This is a genomic window from Mycobacterium sp., from assembly GCF_050701515.1.
Taxonomy (GTDB): domain Bacteria; phylum Actinomycetota; class Actinomycetes; order Mycobacteriales; family Mycobacteriaceae; genus Mycobacterium.
The window spans coordinates 37,010-43,009 of sequence record NZ_JBOGDB010000026.1; the positions used below are offsets into that span (position 1 = coordinate 37,010).

General features: G+C 65.8%; 4 protein-coding genes. 3 read left to right on the forward strand and 1 reads right to left on the reverse strand.

Annotation, left to right across the window (positions count from 1 at the left end; all coding sequences use genetic code 11):
- Window positions 1-245 precede the first annotated feature (245 nt).
- The 3 genes from ACRDU5_RS02120 to ACRDU5_RS02130 all read left to right on the forward strand — a co-directional run bounded on the left by ACRDU5_RS02120 (window position 246) and on the right by ACRDU5_RS02130 (window position 5,555).
- Complete coding sequence (locus ACRDU5_RS02120; RefSeq protein WP_526612558.1) at window positions 246-419, forward strand: transposase; 174 nt, start codon at window positions 246-248, stop codon at window positions 417-419.
- Entirely contained in the window at window positions 413-1,654 is a 1,242-nt protein-coding gene (locus ACRDU5_RS02125; protein WP_526612559.1) for a transposase, read from the forward strand. The genes ACRDU5_RS02120 and ACRDU5_RS02125 overlap by 7 nt, the downstream gene beginning before the upstream one ends.
- Before the next feature lie 238 nt (window positions 1,655-1,892).
- Window positions 1,893-5,555, forward strand: a complete 3,663-nt coding sequence (locus tag ACRDU5_RS02130; protein ID WP_526612565.1) for a multifunctional oxoglutarate decarboxylase/oxoglutarate dehydrogenase thiamine pyrophosphate-binding subunit/dihydrolipoyllysine-residue succinyltransferase subunit — start codon at window positions 1,893-1,895, stop codon at window positions 5,553-5,555.
- A 99-nt stretch (window positions 5,556-5,654) separates the two neighbouring features.
- On the opposite strand, the gene ACRDU5_RS02135 is transcribed toward ACRDU5_RS02130, so the two are convergent.
- Window positions 5,655-6,000 (reverse strand): helix-turn-helix domain-containing protein (locus ACRDU5_RS02135; protein WP_526612560.1); only part of this gene is annotated, 346 nt, incomplete at its 5' end.

Sequence of the window (6,000 nt, forward strand, 5' to 3'; positions counted from 1 at the left end):
GCGGGTCAGCTTGATGTCCGGGCACTGCCCGGCCCTGTTGATATCTGTTGTGTCGGCTGGGGTGGATTGCGGTTGGCTCTCTGTTGTTGTCGGTCTTGATTGCTAGTTTGCTAACGAATGCGGATATCGCGTTTGCGTGCGTCGATCAGGTGGTGGTGCCGGACATATCGCCAGCCGGTGGGTCCGACGGAGCGGCAACTCAGGGCGATCGTCGCCGGGTGAACGTCGAGAAGGGGGCGTGATTGATGGGGTTAGAGACCATGCTAGATCGTGTGCACGCCGTAGTGGAGGTTCACCCGCAGTTGGGAATCCGTCGGCTGCTGAAGGCATTGAAGGCTCGTTTGTCGAGGGTGGTGCACCGTCGTCGGCGATCAATCACTACGTCGGGACCCACCGCAAGGAATCTTGAGTCATGTTGACAGGGCGGCGGTTTCGGGTTGAGTTCACAGATGATCAGGCCGATTATGCCGAACGTATAGCTGGGGTGTGCCGGTCGGTGTGGAACACCGGTCTGGAGCAGCGCCGCGGCTATCGCCGCCGTGGGGCGTGGATGAACTACCGCGAGCAGGTGCGCGAGCTCGCCGAGGCCAAGGCCGAGCACCGGTGGCTGGCTGAGGCGCCCGGGCATTGTTTGCAGCAGACACTGATGGATCTGGACAGGGCGTGCCGAGCGCACGGGACGTTCGCGGTGCGGTGGCGTTCGGGTCGCCGTTGGCGGCCATCATTCCGATTCCCGGAGGGCAACAAGATGACCGTGCAGCGGCTCAACCGCCGCCATGCTCGAGTGAAGCTGCCCAAGCTGGGATGGGTCAAGTTCCGGATGTCGCGGCCGCTCGAGGGTGTCGTTGTTCGGTCGGTAACGCTGACCCGCGACGGCAAGCGCTGGTTCGCGTCATTCCTCGTCGACGACGGGCGCCAGACCCCACCCGCGCACGCCAATCCGGGTGTGGCGGTGGGGGTGGACCGTGGCGTGGTGGCCGCGATTGCGACCAGTGACGGCGAGCTGCTCGACCGCCCGTTCCTGACCGCCGGAGAACAGCGCCGCGCGGTGGTGGTGCAGCGGCGGTTGTCGCGGTGCGCGAGGCGGGGAAGTAACAGGGACAAGCTTCGTATGGCGCTGGCGCAGATCCGCAGTCGGGAGCGGCGTCGCCGAGGAGACTTCTGCGCGCAGACCGCCCACCTTCTGGCTACCGCGAATGCGATGGTGGTGGTTGAAGATTTGAAGATCCGGCAGATGACCAGTTCGGCGAAAGGAACCCTCGAAGCGCCCGGCACGAATGTGAGAGCCAAGGCCGGGCTCAACCGCGCCATCCTGGCCAAGGGGTGGCATCAGTTCGCTGTGGCACTAGCCTCGGCGGCCCGTTACACGGGTACGTCGGTGGTTGCGGTGCCCGCTGCGTTCACTTCGCAGCGCTGTTCGGTGTGTGGGCACCTGGACCCGAAATCCCGCGAGAGCCAAGCGGTGTTTCGGTGCACTGGTTGCGCGCACACCGCGCATGCCGACGTCAACGCAGCGCGCAATATCCTGGCCGCAGGGCGTGCGGTCACCGCCTGTGAAGAGCCCACCCGACCCCCGGGTCGTGCGGGATCGTTGAAGCAGGAACCAGCAGGAAACCGCAAGGAATTACTGCTCCAACCCCACATCACAGCATGAGCAGGTTGGAATCCCCCGGCTTCAGCAACGGGGAGGACGTCAATAGCGCTCTTGTCACGTCCGCGCCACGCCGAAAGCGTTAGCCTTTAGGCGGCGGAAATGCGGGTAACCGCAGGCCGGCAAGAACACCGTGGCGAGCGTCCGTTCGGGCCCTTGCCGAACATAGGAATCGAGGCGAGTAGCTGCCGTGAGCAGTTCACCTTCACCGTTCGGACAGAACGAGTGGTTGGTCGAGGAGATGTATCGCAAGTTCCGCGAAGATCCCTCCTCGGTCGATCCGAGTTGGCATGAATTTCTAGTCGATTACTCGCCCGAGCCCACCACCGAATCGTCCAGCAGCACGGGTGACGGACAACCGTCCGCACCGAAGTCGCCGCCCGAGCCGCGGCCCGCGCCCGAACCCAAGGCCACCGGCGGCGATAACACCGCCGCCCCCGCGAAAGCCGCCCCCGCGAAAGCCGCGCCCGCCAAACCCAAGGCTGCCGAGGCGAAGCCCGCCGCCGCCGCGCTCGGCGAAGGCGATGAGGCGCAGCCGTTGCGCGGCGCGGCGGCTGCCGTGGTGAAGAACATGTCGGCGTCGCTGGACGTGCCGACGGCGACCAGCGTGCGCGCGATCCCGGCCAAGCTGATGATCGACAACCGCACGGTCATCAACAACCACCTGAAACGCACCCGCGGCGGCAAGATTTCGTTCACCCACCTGCTCGGCTACGCAATCGTGCAGGCGGTCAAGAAGTTTCCGAACATGAACCGGCACTTCGCCGAGGTCGACGGGAAACCTAACGCCGTCACGCCCGCCCACACCAACCTGGGCCTCGCGATCGACCTGCAGGGCAAGGACGGCGCCCGGCAGCTGGTGGTGGCAGGCATCAAGAAGGCCGAGACGATGCGATTCGGCCAGTTCATCGCGGCCTACGAGGACATCGTGCGGCGCGCCCGCGACGGGAAGCTGACCGCCGAGGATTTCTCCGGCGTGACGATCTCGCTGACCAACCCCGGCACCATCGGCACCGTGCACTCCGTGCCGCGGCTGATGCGCGGCCAGGGCGCGATCATCGGCGTCGGCGCGATGGAGTACCCGGCCGAGTTTCAGGGCGCCAGCGAGGAACGCATCGCCGAGCTGGGCATCGGCAAGCTGGTCACCCTCACCTCGACGTACGACCATCGCATCATCCAGGGCGCGGAGTCCGGTGACTTCCTGCGCACGGTGCACGAGCTGCTGCTGTCCGACGACTTCTTCGACGAGATCTTCCGCGAGCTGGGCATCCCGTACGAGCCGGTGCGATGGCGCACCGACAACCCCGACTCGATCGTCGACAAGACCGCCCGCGTCATCGAGCTGATCGCGGCGTACCGCAATCGCGGACATCTGATGGCCGATATCGACCCGCTACGGCTGGACAAATCGCGGTTCCGCAGCCACCCCGACCTGGACGTGCAGACCCATGGCCTGACGTTGTGGGACCTGGACCGGGTGTTCAAGGTCAACGGCTTCGCCGGCGCCGAGTACAAGAAGCTGCGCAGCGTGCTTGGTCTGCTGCGCGATTCCTACTGCCGGCACGTCGGCGTGGAGTACACCCACATCCTCGAACCCGAACAGCAGACGTGGCTGGAGGAACGCATCGAGATCAAGCACGAGAAGCCGACGGTCGCGCAGCAGAAGTACGTTCTGAGCAAGCTCAACGCCGCCGAGGCGTTCGAAACGTTCCTGCAGACCAAATACGTTGGCCAGAAACGCTTCTCGCTTGAGGGCGCGGAGACGGTGATCCCGATGATGGATGCCGCAATCGACCAGGCCGCCGAGCACGGGCTGGACGAGGTCGTCATCGGCATGCCGCACCGTGGCCGGCTCAACGTGCTGGCCAACATCGTCAGCAAGCCGTACTCGCAGATCTTCTCCGAATTCGAGGGCAACCTGAATCCGTCGCAAGCGCACGGCTCCGGCGACGTCAAGTACCACCTCGGCGCCAACGGCACCTACCTGCAGATGTTCGGCGACAACGACATTGAGGTCTCGCTGGTGGCCAACCCATCGCATCTGGAAGCAGTCGACCCGGTGCTCGAGGGCATCGTTCGCGCCAAGCAGGACCTGCTGGATAAGGGTGACGGGCCCGACGGATTCACCGTCGTGCCGATGATGCTGCACGGCGACGCCGCATTCGCGGGCCAGGGCGTCGTGGCCGAGACCCTGAACCTCGCGCTGCTGCGCGGCTACCGCACCGGCGGCACCATTCACATCATCGTCAACAACCAGATCGGCTTCACCACATCGCCGTCCGACGCCAAGTCGTCGGAGTACTGCACCGACGTCGCGAAGATGATCGGCGCGCCGATCTTCCACGTCAACGGCGACGACCCGGAGGCCGCGGTGTGGGTGGCGCGGCTGGCAATGGACTTTCGGCAGAAGTTCAAGAAGGACGTCGTCATCGACATGCTGTGCTATCGCCGCCGCGGGCACAACGAGGGCGACGATCCGTCGATGACGCAGCCGGCGATGTACGACGCCATCGACACCAAGCGCGGTGCCCGCAAGACCTACACCGAAGCGCTGATCGGCCGCGGCGACATCTCGATGAAGGAAGCCGAGGACGCCCTGCGCGACTACCAGGGCCAGCTGGAGCAGGTGTTCAACGAGGTCCGCGAACTCGAGAAGCACGAAATCGAACCCAGCGAGTCGGTGGAGACCGACCAGATGCTGCCCGTCGGCATGACCACCGCCGTGGACAAGTCGCTGCTGGCCCGCATCGGCGATGCCCACATCGCTGTCCCGGACGGATTCACCGTGCACCCCAGGGTGAAACCGGTGCTGGAGAAGCGCCGGGAGATGGCCTACGAGGGCAAGATCGACTGGGCGTTCGCCGAACTGCTGGCGCTGGGTTCGCTGATCGCCGAGGGCACGCTGGTGCGGCTGTCCGGCCAGGACACCCGGCGCGGCACCTTCACCCAGCGACATTCGGTGATCATCGACCGCAAGACCGGCGCCGAGTTCACGCCCTTGCAGCTGCTGGCCAACTCCGACGGGAAGCCGACCGGCGGCAAGCTGATGGTCTACGACTCGGCGCTGTCCGAATTCGCCGCGGTGGGCTTCGAATACGGCTATTCGGTCGGCAACACCGAAGCACTGGTGTTGTGGGAAGCCCAGTTTGGCGACTTCGTCAACGGCGCGCAGGCGATCATCGATGAGTTCATCTCCTCCGGCGAGGCCAAGTGGGGTCAGCTGTCCGATGTCGTGCTGCTTCTCCCGCACGGCCACGAGGGACAGGGCCCCGACCACACCTCGGGCCGTATCGAGCGGTTCCTGCTGCTGTGGGCCGAGGGCTCGATGACGATCGCGGTGCCGTCGACGCCGGCCAACTACTTCCACCTGCTGCGGCGCCACGCGCTGGACGCCATCCACCGGCCGTTGATCGTCTTCACGCCGAAGTCGATGCTGCGCAACAAGGCCGCGGTCAGCGACATCCGGGATTTCACCGAGCAGAAGTTCCGCTCGGTGCTGGAGGAGCCGACCTACACCGACGGGGACGGTGACCGCGACAAGGTCAGGCGGATCCTGTTGACCAGCGGCAAGATCTACTACGAGCTGGTGGCCCGCAAGGCCAAGGCCAACCGTGAGGACGTCGCGATCGTGCGGATCGAGCAGCTCGCCCCGCTGCCCAAGCGGCGACTGAACGAGACGCTGGACCGCTACCCCAACGCCGAGCAGTACTTCTGGGTGCAGGAGGAGCCGGCCAACCAGGGAGCCTGGCCGACGTTCGGCCTGACGCTGCCCGAGCTGCTGCCCGACAAGTTGAGTGGCCTCAAGCGGATCTCCCGGCGGGCGATGTCGGCTCCGTCCTCAGGCTCTTCGAAGGTGCACGCGGTCGAGCAGCAGGAAATCCTCGATCAGTCGTTCGCGCCGTAGGCTCCTTCGGCGAGCGCGCGTGTCTGCGGCCGACACGCCGGTGATTTGTGGCATTTTGCGCACGCTCGCAGTGAGCCCGAGTCCGTTGGCGCCGCCGGGTCAGCCACCGGCGTGCGGGGCCTGCGGATCGCCGGACAGCGCGGCGGAAAGCTGTTGGCGCCCAGCGATATCGAGCTTCTGATAGATATGGGTGAGATGACTCTCAACGGTGCGCGGGCTGATGACGAGGTCGCGCGCGATCTGCGGCGTGGTCATCCCGTCGGCAGCCAACGCCGCGACGCGGCGCTCGGTCGACGTCAGCGCGTCGGGGCCACCGCGCACGATCTTGCGCAGGTGCGCGCCGGTGGCGGCCAATTCGTCGTTGGCGCGCTGTGCGATCGGCAGGGCACCACACGCCCGCGCGAGACGCAGCGCGGCGCGCAACGGCCGTCGAGCGTCGCTCGGC

Bases quoted from the DNA above. Each gene is read 5' to 3' on its own strand.
- ACRDU5_RS02120 (WP_526612558.1), top strand. From the start codon at position 246: ATGGGGTTAGAGACCATGCTAGATCGTGTGCACGCCGTAGTGGAGGTT.
- ACRDU5_RS02125 (WP_526612559.1), top strand. From the start codon at position 413: ATGTTGACAGGGCGGCGGTTTCGGGTTGAGTTCACAGATGATCAGGCC.
- ACRDU5_RS02130 (WP_526612565.1), top strand. From the start codon at position 1,893: ATGTATCGCAAGTTCCGCGAAGATCCCTCCTCGGTCGATCCGAGTTGG.